The sequence below is a fragment of the Deinococcus metalli genome, from assembly GCF_014201805.1.
GTDB classification, from domain to species: domain Bacteria; phylum Deinococcota; class Deinococci; order Deinococcales; family Deinococcaceae; genus Deinococcus; species Deinococcus metalli.
In genome coordinates this window covers 779,077-795,743 of the sequence record NZ_JACHFK010000001.1, presented here as the reverse complement: position 1 = coordinate 795,743, position 16,667 = coordinate 779,077, and the positions used below count along the sequence as shown (strand labels likewise).

At 70.4% G+C, this 16,667-nt stretch carries 14 protein-coding genes; 6 read left to right on the top strand and 8 right to left on the bottom strand.

Annotated elements, in window-relative coordinates; all coding sequences use genetic code 11:
* Positions 1–151 precede the first annotated feature (151 nt).
* From HNQ07_RS03850 to HNQ07_RS03830, 5 genes are all read right to left on the bottom strand, one after another.
* On the bottom strand, positions 152–613 hold the full coding sequence (locus tag HNQ07_RS03850; protein WP_184109546.1) for an NUDIX hydrolase: 462 nt from the start codon (positions 611–613) through the stop codon (positions 152–154).
* Positions 610–2,007 (bottom strand): hypothetical protein, encoded by a 1,398-nt coding sequence (locus tag HNQ07_RS03845; RefSeq protein ID WP_184109545.1) that lies wholly within the window; start codon positions 2,005–2,007, stop codon positions 610–612. The genes HNQ07_RS03850 and HNQ07_RS03845 overlap by 4 nt, the downstream gene beginning before the upstream one ends.
* A complete protein-coding gene (gene nudC, locus HNQ07_RS03840; RefSeq protein WP_229831744.1) occupies positions 2,004–2,855 on the bottom strand; it encodes an NAD(+) diphosphatase in 852 nt (283 codons plus the stop codon). The genes HNQ07_RS03845 and nudC overlap by 4 nt, the downstream gene beginning before the upstream one ends.
* Entirely contained in the window at positions 2,852–3,988 is a 1,137-nt protein-coding gene (locus HNQ07_RS03835) for a vWA domain-containing protein (RefSeq protein WP_184109544.1), read from the bottom strand. The genes nudC and HNQ07_RS03835 overlap by 4 nt, the downstream gene beginning before the upstream one ends.
* A gap of 88 nt (positions 3,989–4,076) precedes the next feature.
* Positions 4,077–5,102, bottom strand: coding sequence for an ATP-binding protein (locus HNQ07_RS03830; protein WP_184109543.1), 1,026 nt, complete (start codon positions 5,100–5,102; stop codon positions 4,077–4,079).
* A gap of 240 nt (positions 5,103–5,342) precedes the next feature.
* Between HNQ07_RS03830 and HNQ07_RS03825 the strand changes: the two genes are divergently transcribed.
* Genes HNQ07_RS03825 through HNQ07_RS03815 form a run of 3 tightly spaced genes read left to right on the top strand, consistent with a single transcriptional unit; the run spans position 5,343 to position 10,592 of the window.
* Positions 5,343–8,561 carry a heterodisulfide reductase-related iron-sulfur binding cluster gene (locus tag HNQ07_RS03825; RefSeq protein WP_184109542.1) on the top strand — a complete coding sequence of 1,073 codons (3,219 nt, stop codon included), beginning with the start codon at positions 5,343–5,345 and terminating at the stop codon, positions 8,559–8,561.
* A gap of 23 nt (positions 8,562–8,584) precedes the next feature.
* Positions 8,585–9,430, top strand: a complete 846-nt coding sequence (locus tag HNQ07_RS03820; protein WP_184109541.1) for a DegV family protein — start codon at positions 8,585–8,587, stop codon at positions 9,428–9,430.
* A gap of 4 nt (positions 9,431–9,434) precedes the next feature.
* A complete protein-coding gene (locus HNQ07_RS03815; RefSeq protein WP_373297928.1) occupies positions 9,435–10,592 on the top strand; it encodes a serine hydrolase in 1,158 nt (385 codons plus the stop codon).
* On the opposite strand, the gene HNQ07_RS03810 is transcribed toward HNQ07_RS03815, so the two are convergent.
* Positions 10,593–11,603, bottom strand: coding sequence for a DHH family phosphoesterase (locus tag HNQ07_RS03810; RefSeq protein ID WP_184109540.1), 1,011 nt, complete (start codon positions 11,601–11,603; stop codon positions 10,593–10,595).
* 72 nt (positions 11,604–11,675) lie between these two features.
* Between HNQ07_RS03810 and HNQ07_RS03805 the strand changes: the two genes are divergently transcribed.
* The 3 genes from HNQ07_RS03805 to aceA all read left to right on the top strand — a co-directional run bounded on the left by HNQ07_RS03805 (position 11,676) and on the right by aceA (position 14,597).
* Positions 11,676–12,338, top strand: coding sequence for a hypothetical protein (locus HNQ07_RS03805; RefSeq protein WP_184109539.1), 663 nt, complete (start codon positions 11,676–11,678; stop codon positions 12,336–12,338).
* 62 nt (positions 12,339–12,400) lie between these two features.
* The gene (locus HNQ07_RS03800) at positions 12,401–13,018 is read left to right on the top strand and encodes an HAD family hydrolase (protein ID WP_184109538.1); all 618 of its coding nucleotides are present in this window, start codon (positions 12,401–12,403) and stop codon (positions 13,016–13,018) included.
* A 268-nt stretch (positions 13,019–13,286) separates the two neighbouring features.
* On the top strand, positions 13,287–14,597 hold the full coding sequence (gene aceA / locus HNQ07_RS03795) for an isocitrate lyase (protein ID WP_184109537.1): 1,311 nt from the start codon (positions 13,287–13,289) through the stop codon (positions 14,595–14,597).
* 79 nt (positions 14,598–14,676) lie between these two features.
* Here aceA and cdd read toward each other — a convergent pair whose 3' ends face one another.
* Together cdd and HNQ07_RS03785 are read right to left on the bottom strand one after the other, a co-directional pair.
* Complete coding sequence (gene cdd, locus HNQ07_RS03790; protein ID WP_184109536.1) at positions 14,677–15,126, bottom strand: cytidine deaminase; 450 nt, start codon at positions 15,124–15,126, stop codon at positions 14,677–14,679.
* Entirely contained in the window at positions 15,123–16,463 is a 1,341-nt protein-coding gene (locus HNQ07_RS03785; RefSeq protein ID WP_184109535.1) for a hemolysin family protein, read from the bottom strand. The genes cdd and HNQ07_RS03785 overlap by 4 nt, the downstream gene beginning before the upstream one ends.
* Positions 16,464–16,667: the final 204 nt, after the last annotated feature.

Sequence of the window (16,667 nt, the reverse complement as noted above, 5' to 3'; positions counted from 1 at the left end):
AGGGGCAGGGCGGACGCTTCGGTTTTTGGCTCCCTCCTTGCAGCAGACTCGTAGCGCTGCTTACAGAGGCTGGGCTGGGGAGCGAGCTTGGCGTTCCTGCCGCCAAGGAAGACCTCATCCGGAGTCATCATGAGCGTGGCGGCGTTGGCAATCACTCCCGGTTGATGACGTGCCGCACCTCGCCCTCGGGAACGTCCAGGAGCGACCGAGCCACGAGCGGGTAGATCGGAGTCGCGGCGAACTCCTCGATGGGTACCCACTGGCACGTCACCTCGGCGTTGTCGGCCACGGTGAAAGGCGTGTCCGGCAGCGCGGTGGGAGCGTCCATGCGGTAATAGAAGCCGATCTCGTGCTGGCGTTTCTCTGGGGGGCCAAAGAAGTTCTCGATCACGCCGACGAGGCGCAGGGGACCAGGGACCACGCCGGTCTCCTCGTGCCACTCGCGCCGGGCGCAGTCCAGGGTGTCCTCGTCGGTACCCAGGGCGCCGCCGGGCAGGAAGTGGAATGGCAGGCCGTCCGCGCTGTTCGTCAGCAGCCGGTCGCCGCGCGTGCACAGGATCGCCACGCGGACGCTGAACTTCAGGCCGCCCAGCGGCACGCGGATGTCGGTCACGGGGCGGTGACCTCGGCGCGCACGCTGGCGTCTGGGTCACTTCGCAGGTGGGCGCGGACGTCTGGACTCAGGTCGGGCCGCCCGGCCAGAGCGAGACGCACTCCGTCGTCGGTGTCGGTGGACAGCGTGTCCTGTGCTCCACCCGGCAACTGCGGGTGCTGGGCAGCGGCGCGGCGCACGCCGGCATTGGGGTCGGCGCTGAGCGCGGTCAGGATAGCGGCGTCGGCGGTGGGCGCGTAGGCGACGGCGCGGCGCACCTCGGGGTTCGCGTCGCCGGCCAGGGTGGCGAGTCGAGCCGCCCCCACATCCGGGCGCACGGCCAGCACAGTGCGGATGCTGGCGTCCGTGTCATGCACAAGGACGTCCAGCACCGCGCCGCTGACGCCCTCGGCACTGGCGACGTGCAGGCGGATATCCTGCTCGGGCGCGCGGGCCAGGGCGAGCACGGCGGCCTCCGGGAGGTCGCTGCGTTCCAGTACGGCGCGGCGCACGCTCTCGTTCTCGTCCTGCGCGAGGGCGACCAGGGTATCCGGGGCCGCGTCGGGGCGACGGGCCAGGGCGGCGCGCACGTCCGGGTCGGCGTCCTGCGCGGCGCGGCCGAGCCACGTCGGCGGCACCGTCCAGCCCTGGAGGGCGGCGGCGCGGACACTGGCGTGCTCGTGCGTGGCGAGCCACTCGCGCACGGCCCGGGGCAGGTCGACGCGCCGGGCCAGCGTGGCGAGCACGTCCGCGTCCCCGTCGGCGGCGAGGCTGATCATGCAGTCCAGCGGCAGGTCGAGCCGCCGCGCGACGCTGGCGCGCACCAGCCCGTGCCCGTCGCGGATAAAGGCGCGCAGCACGTCGCCGGGCAGGTCGGGCCGGGCGGCCACAGCCTTGCGGACGTCGTAGTCGTCGTCGCCAGCGAGCTGCCGGACCAGCGGCTCGGGGAGGTCGTCGCGGCGGGCGACCGCCTCGCGGATCTGCCACCCGGCGTCCTGGGCCAGCGCCGCCACCCGCTCGGGGCCGAGGCCCGGCCGCCCCGCGAGGGCCGTGCGCACGGCGTAGTCCTCGTGACGCAGGGCCGCGTCGGTGATCCACGCCGGGGCGTGCTCGGTGTTCAGCAGGGCGATCACGCTGTCCGCCGGGAACGCAGAGAGCAGGTTCGGCCGGGCCAGACGCATCAGGGGCAGCCCCGGGTTCGCCAGCACGTCCGCCGGGTACGCGGCCGCGAGCGTGCCCAGCACCTCCACAGGCGTGTTCGGGTGCCGGGCGACCAGGGCGCGCACGCGGCTGTCCGGGTGGGCGCTCAGGCCGCTCAGGGTGTCGGCCGTGGCTCGGGGCGCAGCCGCCGCCTCCAGGGCTCCCTCGACGCCCAAGATGGTCAGGGTGCGGGGGTCGAGTTCCGAGAACGTCATGACCCCGATGATGCCATGCCCGCGCCGTCGTCCGCGCCGTGCAGCGCGCGCTCCGCTGCCCGGTCGATCAGCTGCCGCGCGATGCTGAACGGCCCCGGCAGCAGCGGCAGGGCCGTGACCGGAAACCAGCGGGCGTCCTCGATCTCGCCCGGCTGCGGCACGATGTCGCCGCCCACGTACTCGGCGTCGAAGCCGACCATCAGCGAGTGCGGGAAGGGCCACGGCTGGCTCAGCACGTAGGTCAGGTTCGTGACCGTCACGCCGACCTCCTCCTGCACCTCGCGGTGCGCGGCGTGTTCCAGCGTCTCGGACGGCTCCACGAAACCCGCGAGCGCGGAATACACGCCCGGTGCGAAGTGCGGGCCACGCGCCAGCAGCAGTTCCGTATCCAGCCCCTTGCCCCGGTGGATCAGCACCATCGCCACGGGGGCCACGCGTGGGTACACGGTCAGGCCGCAGTTCGGGCACGTGCGCGAGCGCTCATGTCCGGAGTCCACCAGCGGCGTGGCGCAGCGGCCGCAGTAGCGGTGCGTCCGCACATAGTCCACGAGTTGCGAGCCGTACCCGGCCACGCCCATCTGCGCCTCGCTGAGCTTGCCAAACGCCGCTCGCAGCGGAATGGACGTGAAGCCGTCGGGCAGGGCGCCATCGAGCCCGGCCGCGAAGTACGCCCGGCCGTCCAGCGTGCCCAGCGCGGTCACGTCCACCACCGGCAGGGGAGACGCGGGCAGCGTGCCCTCGGCGGTCAGCACGAGTTTCGGGCCGTCGAACACGACCCACACGGAACCGTCGTCCGGCACGAGCGTGCGGTCGGGAATGAAAGTGTCGGGCAGGCTGGTGGCGTTCACGTGTGCTCCTCGAGGCGCAGCACCTCACCGAAGGGGAAGCCCTCGTCCTCCAGGCCGCCGGGCGGCACGACCCACAGCGTCGGGGTCTTCGGGGCCGCGGCCGGGAAGTCACCGTACCCGTCCGTGAGGTACACCAGCACGTCGGGTTCGTGCTGGTCGAGCAGGGCAAAGATCGGGCGGAAGTCGGTGCCGCCGCCGCCCTGTGGTGGGGGAATCTCGCCGCCGGGCGTGAGGGCGTGCGGACCGTACGCTTCAGTGTCGGCGTAGTACAGGGTGGCCTTCACGTGCGGGTACGCACCCAGCACGCCCTGCACCTCGCCCACCAGCGCCCGCACGGCGTCGTCGTCCACGCTGCCGGACGTGTCCACCGCGATCAGGGCGGTCAGAGACTCGTCGTCCAGCGCTTCCAGATACAGGCCCCGCCCCACGAAGCGCCGGTCAAAGCCGCCGAAATCCACGGGCGTGCGCGCCAGGAAGCGCCACAGGTGTGCCCGCCAGTCCAGCCGCGCGGGTGCCAGCCGCTGCAACTCGCGGTGTGCGCCCAGGGGATCGTCGCCTTTCCCGCCGCTCATGGCGTCCACGCTGCGTGCCTGCGCGAGCGCCTGCTGCCACTGCCGCTGCGCGCTGCTGCCGGGCTTGCCCTGCTTCGCGGGGGCGTCGCTGGGCGGGCCGTCCATCAGGTCGTCGCCCTCGTCGTCTCCGTCGCCCTCGGCCTCGCCCTCCAGCGACGTGTAGACCTCCTCCACGCTCAGCTTTTCCAGATGCTCGTCGCGGCGCGACTGCGGAGGCGTGGGCAGTCCGGCGGCGTCCACCATGCCGTTCACGATCAGGTCGGCCGACCTGTTCCAGCGCTTGCGCTCGCGCGGGCCGCGCCGCTGCACGTGCGACAGCGCCGCGTGCAGCACCTCATGCAGCAGCAGGCCGTCCAGCACATCAGGCGGCAGGCTGGCGGCCACCTCGGGGTTGACGTACACCCGCTCGCCGTCCGTGCCCGCCGCCGCGACCTCGCGCGATGGCACGAATTCCGCGTGCAGCAGCAGTGTGGCAAAGAACGCCGACTTGCCCCGCAGCCGCAGCCGCGAGCCAGAGATCAGGCGCTGGAACTCCGGCGTGACGGGGACGGGGGGAGTCACGCGGCTCCCGGCGAGGATGGAGGATGGAGGATGGAGGATCGACAGGACGGGTTTTTCCTATCCTCCATCCTCCATCTTTTTTCCTTCCTCACCCGCCCTCCGTGAGCTCCAGCGTGCCCTGCACCAGCGTCGCCAGGCGCTCGTCGCGGCCGACCAGCGCGGCGAGGTCCGCGAGCTGGCCGATGGCCTGGAACTTGCTCACCAGCGTGGCGACATACAGTTGCAGCCACTCGGGGCCGGCGGCGTTCGCCAGCCACGTGAAGGCGTGGTACGCCTCGTCGGCGGTGCTGGCGCGGGCGGCGAGGCCGACCACGGCGGCGTAGCGCACGCTGGGCTCGTCCGGCAGGCGCAGGCCCGCGCCGCGGCCCTCCAGCACGATGCCCAGGTCCGGAAGCTGTTCGTACAGGCGCACGAAGGCGCTGAACTCGGCCCCGGCCGCCTCTCCAATGGCGGGCGCAGCGTCCAGGCCGGCGCGGTGCAGCCGCGAGGCCATCTCCCACGCGCGGGGACTGGGCCATGCCGGCTGCTGCGGGTCCAGGCGCCACAGCAGTTCCGGCCGGAAGGTCAGGAACGCGATCACGTGCTCGTGCAGGCTCCGGCCCAGCGCGTAGGTGCGCCACGAGTCGAAGTCCGGCCGCACGGTCAGGTGCAGGAAGCGGTTGGCGAGCGGCGCGGGCATGTCGAACACGCTGGCGCGGTCTTCCTTGCGGTTGCCGGCAGCCCACACGAACCAGCCCTCCGGCAGCTCGTAGCTACCCACCTTGCGGTCGAGGATGAGCTGCTGCGCCATGCCCTGCATGGTGGGCGGCGCCATGTTCACCTCGTCCAGAAACAGGATGCCGTGGCCGCCGCGCGGCAGGAAGTCCGGCGGATACCACCGGGACGTGCCGCTGCCCTGCCCGTCGGCTTCCGGCACCGGCAGGCCGCGCAGGTCGGTCGGGGCGAGCTGCGACAGGCGGACGTCCACGAAATCCAGGCCGTGTTTCGCGGCGACCTGGGCCACGACGCTGCTCTTGCCGACGCCGGGCGGGCCCCAGATCATGGTGGAGAGGTTCAGCTCGCCCGTGACGAGGGCGGAGAGGTACGACTGCAGTTCGGTAGGGGTGAGGCTCAAGGGCGGTCTCCTTCGGGTGCGGGGCGGCCATCTGCCGCGTGGTCGGGTACGAGCGTAGCGCGGCCGAGTTCCGCGGCGCCGTGACGCGCGGCGGTGGGTTCACTGGGGCTGCGCGTATGCTGGCCCCACTTCCTGCTGTGTGGCACGGGGAGACGGCCCGGCCCCGTGGACGTGCCGACCCCGTTATACTTGAACCCAGTTCAAGTTTTGCCCGCCCTCCCCACTCCAAGGAGACGTCCCGTGCTGCCCCTGTCCCACAAAGTCCTGTTCTTCGTGTTCGCCCTCGCCGCCGGACTCCTCGGACTGTGGGGCTTCTATCGCCTGTACCGGCGCGTGGCGCGCGGCGCCGGCGCCAGCGAATCCCGCTTTGACCAGCCGGTGCAGCGCGTGCTGACGGCCCTGCGCGTCACGCTGACGCAGGAGCGCACGTTCCGGCGGCGCACCGTGATCAGCACGCTGCACGCCTTCATCTTCTACGGCTTCGTGTACTACCTGCTGGTGAACGTCGTGGACGGCCTGGAAGGCTATCTGAACTTCCACATCGACAGTGCCGCCACTCCGCTGTTCGCGCTGTACAACGTCCTGGCCGACGTCCTGAGTTTCCTGGTGCTCGTGGGCGTGATCAGCCTGGTCGTGCGGCGACTGTTCCTGCCCTCCAGACGCGACTTCCGCTTCACCGAGAAGACGCTGCTGCACCCGCTGCTCCGGGCCAACTACATCCTGCGAGACAGCGTGATCGTGTCGGCGTTCATCACCTTCCATGTGGGCAGCCGCGTGCTCGGCAACGCCGCGAAGGTCGTGCAGGAGGGCGGCGACGCCTTCCAGCCCTTCAGCACGGCCGTCGGTCACGTCCTGTTCGGCGGCGTGTCCGAGTCGGCCCTCCAGGGCTGGCGGCTCTTCGGGTACTGGGGCGCGCTCGGCAGCGTGCTGGCCTTCCTGGCGTACTTCCCGTACACCAAGCACATCCACATTTTCATGGCCCCCCTGAACTACGCCCTGAAACGCCCGGTGGGCAGCGGCGTCCTGCCGCCCATGAAGGGCCTCGCGGAGGCGATGGAGGCCGAGGAGCCGCGCCTGGGCGTGGAGAAGCTGGAGGAACTGGAGTGGCCCCGCCTGCTGGACGCCTACGCGTGCATCCAGTGCAACCGCTGCCAGGACGTGTGCCCGGCGAACGCGACCGGCAAGGCGCTGTCCCCCGCCGCACTGGAGATCAACAAGCGCATGGAACTCAACGTGATCGCGGCGCACCCCAGCCCCTTCACGCTGCGGCCCGCGCCCTTCGAGTCCGGCGCGAGCACCGCCCACCCGCTGCTCGAATACGCCATCAACGAGGAGTCGGTGTGGGCGTGCACCACCTGCGGCGCGTGCATGCAGGTCTGCCCCGTGCAGGACGAACAGATGCTCGACATCGTGGACATCCGCCGTCATCAGGTGATGGTCGCGGGCGAGTTCCCCCCGCAGCTCCAGACGGCCTTCCGCGGCATGGAACGCGCCAGCAACCCGTGGGGCATCTCGCGTGACAAGCGCCTGGACTGGGCCGAGGGTCTGCGCGTGCCCACCATCGACGAGAACCCCGAACCGGACGTCGTGTACTGGGTCGGCTGCGCGGCCAGCTACGATCCCGGCGCTCAGAAGGTCGCGCGCAGCTTCGTGCAGCTCCTCGACAAGGCGGGCGTGAACTACGCGGTGCTCGGCAAGAAGGAGGCATGCACCGGCGACTCGGCGCGGCGCTCCGGCAACGAGTTCCTGTATCAGTCGCTCGCCCAGGAGAACGTCGAGACGCTCAACACGGTCGCGCCCAAGCTGATCGTCGCCACCTGCCCGCACTGCATGAACGCCATCGGCAACGAGTACCGGCAGCTCGGCGGGGACTACCGCACCATCCACCACACCGAGTATCTGGAAACGCTGGTCGCGGCCGGCAAGTTGCCGCTGGCGCAGCTGGACGAGAACGTCACATACCACGACCCGTGCTACCTCGGCCGCCACAACGGCGTGTACGACGCGCCGCGCACCCTGATCACCCAGATGGCCGGCGAGGTGCTGGAACTTGAACGCGGCCGCGCGAACTCGTTCTGCTGCGGTGCGGGCGGCGCGCAGTTCTGGAAGGAAGAAGAGGAGGGCCGCGAGCGCGTCTCGGACAACCGTTTCCGCGAGATCCAGGCCCGCCTGGACGGCGCGAAGGCTGCCAGCGCCGAGTACGAGCAGACCGGCCACGTCACGCCAGGGAAGGTGCTGGCTGTGGGCTGCCCCTTCTGCAAGGCCATGCTGAACTCCACCCCCGAGAAGCAGAAACGCGACGACATCGTGGTGAAGGACGTCGCGGAACTTCTGCTGGAAAGCGTCCACCGCGCCGACGGCACCGCTGTGCAGCCCACCGGCCCCTCACCGGACGCCACGCCGCTGGAGCAGCCGGAGGTCGCCAGCGCCCCCAATGCGCAGATGCCGATGGAACGCACCGGGGACACGCCCGCGGCGAACGCGCCCGCCGCCGTGGTGGGCGAGACCAGCGCCGACGTCATCAACGCGCAGCCGGGCAGCCCCACCCAGAACCCCGACATCCAGCCAGAAGGCCAGGCCGCACATCCGGAAACCACCGCCCGCAAGAGCTGGAAGCCGAAGGCGGGATCGACGGTTTCGCAGGACGACGTGTCGCCAGCCGCGCCCGAAGCCGCTCCCGCACCGACGGCCACGGATGACGTGAGCGCGGCGAGTCCCGCATCAGATGAAGCTGCACCCGCCCGCAAGGCGTGGTCTCCCAAGGGTAAGGCGACGTCCGACGACGTGAATCCCGCTCCAGTCGTGTCAGAGCCTGCGCCCACGGTGCCGGTTGAGCCCCCCGCCCGCAAGGCGTGGGCGCCGAAAGCGAAAGCTGCCGAGACGCCGGTCCCACCGGAAGTCGCACCGCCCACAGAGGAGGGTGCCGTCACCGCCGCCCCGGCGCCTGCCGAGCGCAAGAAGTGGTCGCCCGGCGCCAAGGCCGCCAGTGCAGCTCAGCCCACGCCTAGCACCGTCGAGCTGTCCGAAGCCGTCCACGTTGAACCGGAGGCGTCCGCGGTGCCGGCACCCACTCCAGCGGAGGCAGTGCCTCTCGACTCCACTCCGATCGAACGGAAGAAGTGGACACCAAAAGCCGGAGCGCAGAGTCCAGCGGTGGCGGACGCGGTGCCGCCAGCCACATCTGCGCCCACGGCGGATACCCAGGTGGAGGCGAGCGCCGCGCCCGCTCCTGCCGCAGAGCCATCAACGCCCGCCCGGAAGAAGTGGACGCCGAAGGCCTCGGTTCCAGAGGACACCGCGCCAACTCCTCCCACTCCGGCCGAGGCCGCTCCCGAGCCGATCACGGAGCACGTCCACCTGCAGCACGTGGGCGAGAACACGCTGGAGGAAGGGCAGAGCGCCACCAGCGAGCCGGGCACGGGCGGCCGGAAGAAGTGGGTGCCGAAAAAGAACTCCTGAGCGTGTCACGGTAGTATCAGGGAATGACCATCGCCATCGTCACCGACTCGACGAGTGACCTCAGTCCGCACCTGTGCGCGCAATACGGGGTGGAGAGCGTGCCCCTCTACGTGCTGTTCGACGGCAAGATGCACAAGGACGGCCTGGAGATCACGCCGCCGGATCTGTTCGCGGGGCTGAAGGCCGGAAAGAAGACGCCGAGCACCTCCCAGCCCAGCCCGGCAGAGTTCGCGGCCGCGTATGCGCGCGCGCTGCAGGGGGCGGACGAGGTGATGAGCATCCACATCAGCGGGCAGCTGTCCGGCACGGTCGGCAGCGCCCGGCTCGCCGCGCAGGAGTTCGGCGGCAAGGTGACGGTGGTGGACACCCAGTCCGTGAGCATGGGCCTGGGGATGCGCGTGATCCGGGCGGCGGAACTCGCAGGCGCCGGCCGCAGTGTCGCGGACATCGTGGCCGAGCTGGATCGTGTTGCCCCGAAAGCCGACCTGCGGTTCACCGTGGATACCCTGGATTTCCTGCGGATCAACGGGCGGATCGGGGGCGCGCAGGCGCTGCTGGGGAGCCTGCTGAACATCAAGCCAATCCTGGTGGTGCGTGGGGGCCGCGTGGAGTCCGGCGGCCGGGTGCGCGGGCACAAGAAGGCCGTGCAGGACCTCGTGGACCATGTCCGGGCGTACGCGGCGAAGTACGGGGCCGTGCGCGCGGCGTTTCTGTACACCGTGGGCGGTGAGGTCTTCCTGCACGAGGTGCGCGCCGGCCTGAGCGGCGTGGCCTTCGACGACCTGGGCGAGCACGCGATCGGAGCGGTCGTGGCGACGCACGCCGGCCCGGGGGCCATGGGTGTGGCCCTCGAACCCGTCACGCCCTGACGCGGTGAAGCGCCCGGTCCCGCCCACCCGGATCGTCGCGGGACTGCTGGTCGTGGCGGCGCTGCTGGCCGGGTGCCGCAAGGCCGGCCAGCCGTCGCCCCACGCGGATCTGGTGCTGCCGAAGCTGGAGACGCCGGCCCCGGTGAGCGTGCCCCCTGCGCCGCTGCGCCGCCGGGCCGACGGCTGCCTGGAGGCGGCGCCTGCCGTGGCGAAGGCGCCGGCCCCGCCGCTGCCGCTGAGTGGCCGGCTGGGGCTGTGGGTGGCGGTGGTTGATCCGGCGACCCTGGCGCCGCTGCGCGCCGTGGGCACCAACCCGGACAGCGTGTTTCCGCTGGCCAGCACGTACAAGCAGGCGGTGCTGTGGGCGCTGCTGCGCGCCTTCGACGCCGGGCGCATCTCGCCCACCCAGCGCTTCGACGTGACCCGCGAGAACCAGTCGCTCGGCGCGTACCCCTTCGACGGCACGAATGTGAAGGAGCTGTCGGTGCGGATGATCCGCAACAGCGACAACACCGCCGCCGACATCCTGCACCGGCAGGTGGGCCTCCAGAGCGTGCAGGACGTGGCCGATGGCCTGGGCCTGTGCCGCACGCGCTTGATCCTGCCCACCAAGGACTGGTGGGTGGCCGAGGCCGGACTGTCGGCCACCATGAACGGCACGCAGCGCTGGGCCGGCGCCCGGGGCGCGGAGCGGGCCCGACTGGCGCAGCAGATCGACGCGGACGCCCGCCGCTACCGCGCGGACTACGTGCAGCGCAAGCTCGACGATTACTTCGACCACCGCTACGACCCGGACCTCACGCTGCGGAGCATGAACATCTCCACGCCGTACGAGTTCGGGACGCTGGTGGCGGCCGAGTTCCTGAGATCGGGGCTGTCCACCCGTGCCGCCTCATGGCAGCGCGAGGTGATGGCGCTCGGCTACGGCCGCTCCGCCCTGAAGGTGCAGCGCCAGGGCCGCGTGCAGGGGTTCGGCGGCAAGGGCGGCAACGGCTGGCGCGTCCTGACCTACAGCGGGTATGTCGAACTCAAGGACGGGCGCCGGGTGGTGTACGCCTTCATGCAGCAGGGTTCGGACCAGACGTACACGATGCCGCAGACCCGCCGGGCCTTCGCATGGATCAACGCTGGTATCGACGCGGTGCTGGCCCCCACGCCCTGATCAGCCCTCTGCGCCGTCTGCCCGGTCGAGTTCTGTGCGGATCGCGGCGTCCAGCCGCTCCCGCACGGCTGTCCACGGTTCTGCCACGCTCGCGCCGGCGGCGGCCACGTGCCCTCCGCCGCCCAGCGCGAGCGCGACGTTCTGCGCGCTCACGCCGCGCCGCGAGCGCAGCGACAGCTTCACGCGCTCACCGAAGTCCTTGACCATCACCGCAAGCTGCGCGCCCTCGGCGCTACGGAGCAGGCTCACGTAGGACTCGACGTCCTCCCAGGTGGCCCCGGTGCGCGCCAGCATGGCGTCGTCCACGCGGGCCAGCACCACCCGTCCGCCGTGCTGGAATTCCAGGGTGCCGAGGACCTCGCGCAGCAGTGTGTAGTAGCTGTGCGGGTGCTGACCCAGCTCGTCGTTCAACCACGCCAGCCTAGCGCCGTGGGCCAGCAGGCGACCAGCGCACCCGAAGGTCTCGGGCGTGACGCTGCTGAACCGGAAACTGCCGGTGTCGGTGTTCAGGCCCAGCATCAGCGGCGTGGCGACGTCGGCCGTCCACGGCAGGCCCAGGGCGTCGATCACGTCCGCGACCATCATGGCGGTGGCCGGGCGGGCCGGATCGACGACGCCGGCGGTGGCCCGGCGCAGGTTGGTGCCGTGGTGGTCGATGTTGACCACCGGCCCGTCGAAGGTGCCCAGCGGCGCGCCGGCCACCCGCACCGGATCGTTGTTGTCCACGTCCAGCACGACCGCCATGGCCCGGGCCGGGAAGGCGTCCAACGGAGGCTGCACCTCGCCGGGGCGGGTCACGAAGGTCAGGTAGCGCGGCGGGGTCATGGGGGCGATCACGTCGCGGCCCACGGAGCGCAGCGCGCGGGCCAGGCCCAGCACGCTGCCCAGGGCGTCGCCGTCCGGGTTTTCGTGCGAGAGGAGGACCAGCGGGCCGGCGTGGCCGGATATGGCGTCCGCGACGGCCTGGACGTCGGCCACGTACGTGCCGCTGGAGGTGTTGCTGGCAGTCATCGTGCCGAGTATAGATGGGCCGGCCCGGGCGTCCGTCCCCTCCGCGCGCGGCCCGCCGGGTATTCTGGGGCCGTGCCGTTCACGCTGAACCTGGCGGGTCTCACCGACGAGGAGCTGCAGGCGCTCCTGGGTGCCGACCGGGCCCTGGCCGTCCTGCCGGATGTGAGCCGGGCGCGGCTGGCGGGCCGGCACCTACCTGGTCCCGCGCTGCCGGACCGCCTGGACGTGGTGCTCCAGGGCGACGGCGTCCCCGGCAGCACGCCCGAGCTGACGCGCGCAATCGCCCAGCACGCGGCGGCCCTGGTCGCAGCCGGCGCGGTCGAGGCGGGCGGCACGTGGCGGCAGGAACCCGGCGGCCTGTGGGTGCGGCCCTATACCCTGGGCCAGGACACCGCCGTGCTGCTGCGCTGGAACGAGCTGGAACCCGCGGCCGGCGTGGGCGTGCAGGTGCTGACGTGGCTGAAGGACGACGCGAGCGGCAGCGCGGGCGTCCTCACCGGCAACCGTCCGGCCGGACTGGTCCCTGCCCCCAGCGAGGAGGTGGACGTCCACGTCCAAGCGGGACTCGGTGGCCGTGAACTGCTGGAACAGCATGCGGCACATGTGCTGCGGCACGGCCGCACGCGGCGCCTGCCGGCCGACGCGCCGTGGTGGGAACCGTGGCAGGCACTGTACGCCCTGAACCTGCGGGCGTGGGAGCGCCGGGGCCTGCTGCTGGGCGTCCGGCTGGCGTGAGCGGGCGGACGGTCTGAACAGCGGCGCCGGCCCCGCCCGCCCCATCCGGGAGAATGGCGCGCATGACCGACGCAGCAACCGGCACCCGTCACGTCGCCTTCGACTGGGGCGGCGTGTTCACCGTGGGCACCTTCGATGGCCGCAGCACCCAGAACGTCGCGGACCGCAGCGGCATTCCCGTGGAGCGCGTGCGCGACAGCTACTTCCGCCACGTGCGGCAGCTGGAGGTCGGGGCGTGGTCGCTTCCGCACTTCTGGGACGTGCTGCGCTCCGAGACCGGTGTCGCCCTGCCGTACGAGGACTTCGAGCCGCTGTACCTCGGCAGCATCCACGACAATGCGCCCATGTACGACACCCTGGCGGCCCTGCCCGCCCACGTCCGGGTCGGCCTGCTGAGCAACAACTACCCCGTAGTCAGTGACCATCTGCGGCGCGATCCGCGCTTCGGCCGCTTCGACGCGCTGGTGTTCAGCAATGAACTAGGGCACAAGAAGCCCTCGCCGGAGTCGTTCGCAGCGCTGGAGACGGCGATGGGCCTGCCGGCCGCGCAGGTGGCCTTCGTGGATGACGTGCAGGAGAACATCGACGCCGCGAATCGAGCCGGTTTCCACGGCCTGCTGTACCACCACGACCACCACGAGGCCTTCGAGAAGATCCTGAGCGACTGGCTGCGGGGATGACGTTGTGCTCTCAGCGAGTATGCCTCACACGCGGCTCCGAGATACACAAAATTGGATATGATATGCCAGCGCCTCTGTGCCGGCTCGTCGGGCTTTGCTGGTGTACCTGAATAACTGGTGTCGTTGTCCGGCCTGACAGTACACCATCACCATCGGTCCTTAACAGGCCGCACACTGTCGTCACCAGCCCACCCACCGAGGCTCCCGGCCCGGCCCGCTCCCCACCGCTCCTGGTGAGGATCGGCCCTCACACCCCATGGAGGACTGCATGACCCCCACTCCCCGCACGCCCGCCGAGATCCTTCAGAAGACCTGGCAGACCGAAGACCGCTGGCAGGGTGTGCAGCGCAACTACAGCGCCGACGATGTCGTGAAGCTGCGCGGCAGCCTGCCCATCGAGCACACGCTCGCCCGGCACGGCGCCAACAAGTTGTGGCGCTCGATGAAGGATGAGCCCTTCGTGAACGCCCTGGGAGCCCTGACCGGCAACCAGGCCATGCAGCAGGTCAAGGCTGGCCTGAAGGCCATCTACCTGTCCGGGTGGCAGGTCGCCGGCGACGCGAACAACGCCGGGCAGATGTACCCGGACCAGAGCCTGTACCCGGCCAGCAGCGTGCCGGACGTCGTGAAGCGCATCAACAACACCCTGCGCCGCGCGGATCAGATCCAGCACAGCGAGGGCCGCGCCGATATCGACTACCTCGTGCCGATCGTCGCGGACGCCGAGGCGGGTTTCGGCGGCCCGCTGAACGCCTTCGAGCTGATGAAGGCGATGATCGAGGCGGGCGCGGCCGGCGTGCACTTCGAGGATCAGCTCGCCAGCGAGAAGAAGTGCGGCCACCTCGGCGGCAAGGTGCTCGTCCCGACGTCGCAGTTCATCCGCACCCTGAACGCGGCCCGCCTCGCCGCCGACGTGTCCGGCGTGCCCACGGTGCTGATCGCCCGCACCGACGCCGACGCAGCGAACCTGCTGACCAGCGACGTCGACGACAACGACAAGCCCTTCTGCACCGGCGAGCGCACGCCCGAGGGCTTCTACTACGTCCGGCCCGGCATCGAGCAGGCGATCAGCCGCGCGCTGGCGTATGCGCCCTACGCCGACGTGCTGTGGTGCGAGACCAGCGTGCCCAACCTGGAGGACGCCCGGCGCTTTGCCGAGGCTGTGCACGCCAGGTTCCCGGGCAAACTGCTGGCGTACAACTGCTCGCCCAGCTTCAACTGGAAGAAGAACCTCGACGACGAGACCATCGAAAAATTCCAGGTGGAACTCGGGAAGCTGGGCTACAAGTTCCAGTTCATCACCCTGGCCGGCTTTCACAGCCTGAACCACAGCATGTTCGAACTCGCCTACGGTTACGCCCGCAACCAGATGAAGTCCTTCGTCGACCTTCAGGAGAAGGAATTCGCTGCCCAGGAGCGCGGGTTCACGGCCGTCAAGCACCAGCGCGAGGTCGGTACCGGGTACTTCGATCTGGTCGCCCAGGCAGCCGGCGGCGGCCACAGCAGCACCACCGCCCTGGCCGGCAGCACCGAGGCCCAGCAGTTCGGCCACCGGGAACCCGCTGCCGCCCACGACTGAGCGGACGGTCCAGAGGACAACGTACATGCAACAGGGGAGAGCCGCTCTGGCCTCCCCTTGTTCCGTGTTCAGCGGCGCTCTACGGCGTGCCGACCTCGTGCCCCTCGTCCCGCTGCTCCAGCCGGAAGCCGTGCGGCAGGAAGTCCCTCACGTAGCCGCTGACGATGTCGCCGTGCTGGTTCACGCACACCACGAGGGCGTCCGGCGCGAACTCGAACAGCACCTGCCGGCAGGCCCCGCACGGACTGGCCGGCGGCGTGGCCTCCGAATACACCACGATGTCGGTGAACGAGCGCGCCCCGGCGCTCGCCATGGCCTGCACGGCGCTCTGCTCGGCGCAGCGGCCCAGGCCGTAGCTGGCGTTTTCCACGTTCACGCCCTGGAACACCTGACCGTCCGGCGTGCGCAGCGCGGCCCCCACGTGGAAGCGGCTGTACGGCGCGTACGCCCGGGCAAAGGCCGCGCGCGCGAGGTCGAGGAGGTGGGGATCGGGCTGGACGCCCAGCGCATTGTCGGTTGCCTTGTTCATTGTTCCGCCGTTTCGAGTTCCAGGGGTTCGTCCGCGTGGGCCGCCTGCCGCTCCACCAGCACCCGCGTGACGCGGCGCTGATCGGCGTCGTGGACCGTGAAGGCCCAGCCGGCCTGGGTGAAGGTCTGCCCGATCTCGGGAATGTCGCCGAAGTGGTTGGTCATGAAGCCCGCCAGGGTGTCGTACTCGGCGTCGCCGTCCTCGATGTCGGTGGCAAGGCGCTCCTCGACCTCGTGGATGGTCAGGCTGCCGTCCATCAGGTAGCGGCCCTCGCCGAGAATCTCGATCTGAGGCTGCTCCTCCTCGTCGGTCTCGTCGTAGATCTCGCCGACGATCTCCTCCAGGGCGTCCTCCAGCGTGACCAGGCCGGTCGTGCCGCCGAACTCGTCCACCACGATGCTCAGGTGGCTCTTCTTCTCACGCATCTTGGCGAGCAGGTCCTTGATCTTCATGCCCTCCGGCACGAAGAACACCGGCCGCATGACGTCCGCGATGGTGATGTGGTCGAGCTCGCCCAGGTGCGCCAGCATGTCGCTGGTGTGCGCGATGCCCACGATGTTGTCGGCCGTGTCCTGAAAGACCGGCACCCGCGAGTACGCGTGCTCGGTGTTCAGTTCCAGCAGCCGGCGCAGGGGAGACGCGCCGTCCACCACGACCATGTCCACGCGCGGCGTCATGATCTCGCGCACGGTGGTGTCCGAGAGGTCGAAGACGTTGTACACCAGTTCCTTCTCGGAGTCCTCCAGCACGCCTTCCTGGCTGGACGCCGAGACGATCATGCGGATCTCCTCTTCCGAATACGCCGTGTGGTGCCCGGCCACCGCCTTGAGCCCCAGCAGGCGCAGCACCCCACCGCCCAGCGAGTTCAGGCCCAGGATGACCGGCCGGAACACGGCCGTGAACGCGACCAGCGGGCGCACCAGCGTCAGAGACAGCTGCTCGCTGCGCTGCAACGCCGCCGATTTCGGCACGAGTTCACCCAGCACGATGTGGAACGTGGTCGCCAGGATGAACGCCAGCGTGAACGCGGCCGGGCGCTGGTACGCCTCGGGCAGGCCCGCCTGAACGAACAGCGGCTCGGCGAGGTGTTCAATGGCGGGTTCCGACACGAAGCCGATCAGCAGGCTCATCATCGACACGCCCAGCTGCACCGCCGCGATGTACAGGTCGAGGCGGCCCAGCACCTTCTGCACGGCTCTGGCCGTGGCGTTGCCCTCCTCGACCAGTTGGTCGATACGAGTGCGTCTCACGCTGACCAGGGCATATTCCACGGCCACGAAATAGCCGTTGAGCAGCACCAGCACCAGCAGGGCGAGAAGTCCTATGTAGTCATTCATGTATGGGCGCGCTCCGTCCTCGCGCCCCGGCCGTCCGCATGGCACATGCTGCCCGCGCCCGCATCAGCGGCGTCGCGTCGGCGACCGGAAGAGATGGAACGTGTGGGCACCACAGCAAAAACGCCGCCCTGAGGCGGTGTTCACCGGGCGATCTTGAAGAGCCAGTACTCGGAGGCTCCATGACGGCGAGCAGTGTATCACGCC